This window comes from Caulobacter sp. P1_B12_2 (assembly GCF_056406675.1).
This window is the reverse complement of record NZ_JBFTZS010000711.1, coordinates 1-1,413: the sequence shown is the minus strand read 5'-3', so window position 1 is coordinate 1,413 and position 1,413 is coordinate 1. Positions and strand designations below refer to the sequence as shown.

1 protein-coding gene is annotated in these 1,413 nt (G+C 71.3%); it reads left to right on the top strand.

Annotation, left to right across the window (positions count from 1 at the left end; all coding sequences use genetic code 11):
- Positions 1–101: 101 nt before the first annotated feature.
- Positions 102–1,413, top strand: a 1,312-nt coding sequence (locus AC1DZ6_RS25125) for an aspartate aminotransferase family protein (RefSeq protein ID WP_477099808.1), incomplete at its 3' end; no start/stop codon positions are given.

The window sequence follows — 1,413 nt, the reverse complement described above, 5'->3', positions numbered from 1 at the left end:
CGCCAAGGCGCTTCACCGTCAGCTGAACCAGGGGTTCCCGCCACAAGGGCGGGAATGACGGCTGAAAATTTGATGGATGTCATGGGCAAGGGCTCTCCCCCATGACCCCCAAGCCCGCCAACGCCCCGATCCTCTCCGACCTGATCCAGGACGAGGCCCGGCGGTTCGTCGCCGAGCACCCCCGCTCGTGCGCCATGTCGCGGCAGTCGGCGGACGTCTGGCGGGGCGGGGCGCCGATGCATTGGATGACCGACTGGGCCAGTCCGTGTCCGATCTTCGCGGCCCAGGGCGTGGGCGCCCAGATCACCGACATCGACGGGCTGCTGTACGACGACTTCTGCCTGGCCGACACGCCGGCCATGTTCGGCCACGGCCAGGAGGCGGTCGCCCGGGCCATCGCCGATCAGGCCAAGCGCGGCACGGGCTTCATGCTGCCGACGCCCAGCGCGGTGATCGTCGGCCGGCTGCTGGCCGAGCGGTTCGGCCTGCCGCTGTGGCAGATGGCGACCACGGCCAGCGACGCCAACCGCGCCGCGATCCGCTGGGCGCGGGCGGTGACCCAGCGGCCGGTGATCCTGGTGTTCGACGGCTGCTATCACGGCATGGTCGAGGACGCCTTTGTGGTCCTGAAAGACGGCCAACCGGTGATGAAGCCCGGCCTGCTGGGCCAGGTCCACGACATGACGGCCACCACCCGCGTCGTGCCGTTCAACGATCCCGAGGCCCTGGCTATCGCCCTGGCCCCCGGCGACGTCGCCGCCCTGCTGGCCGAGCCGGCCATGACCAATTGCGGGATGATCCTGCCGCAACCGGGCTTCCTGCAGGTGATGCGCGACCTGACGCGCCAGGCCGGGACCCTGCTGGTCATCGACGAGACCCACACGATCTCGACCGCCCCCGGCGGCTACGCCCGCGCCCACGGCCTGGAGCCGGACATGCTGGTGGTCGGCAAGGCCATAGCCGGCGGCGTGCCGGCCGCGGTCTGGGGCGTGACGGCCGAGTTGTCCGAGCGCATGGACGCGGCCGCCGCCCGGGTCGGGCCCGGCCAGTCGGGGATCGGCACCACCCTGTCGGGCAACGCCCTGGCCCTGGCGGCCATGCGGGCCATGCTGTCCGAAGTGATGACCGACGCCGCCTACGCCCGGATGCTGGCCGGCGCCGAGCGGCTGGTGGAGCAGCTGCGCGGCATGATCGCCGTGCGCGGCTTGCCGTGGTCGGTGGTCCATGTCGGGGCGCGGGTCGAGCTGGTGTTCGCGCCCTCGCCCCCGAAAAACGCCGCCGTGATGCGCGAGGCGCTGGACGCTGACCTGCTGCATGCGCTTCATCTGTGGCTGATCAACCGAGGGGTGCTGATCGCGCCCTTCCACACCATGATGCTGGTGTCGCCGATGACCGAGGACGCCGCCGTCGACC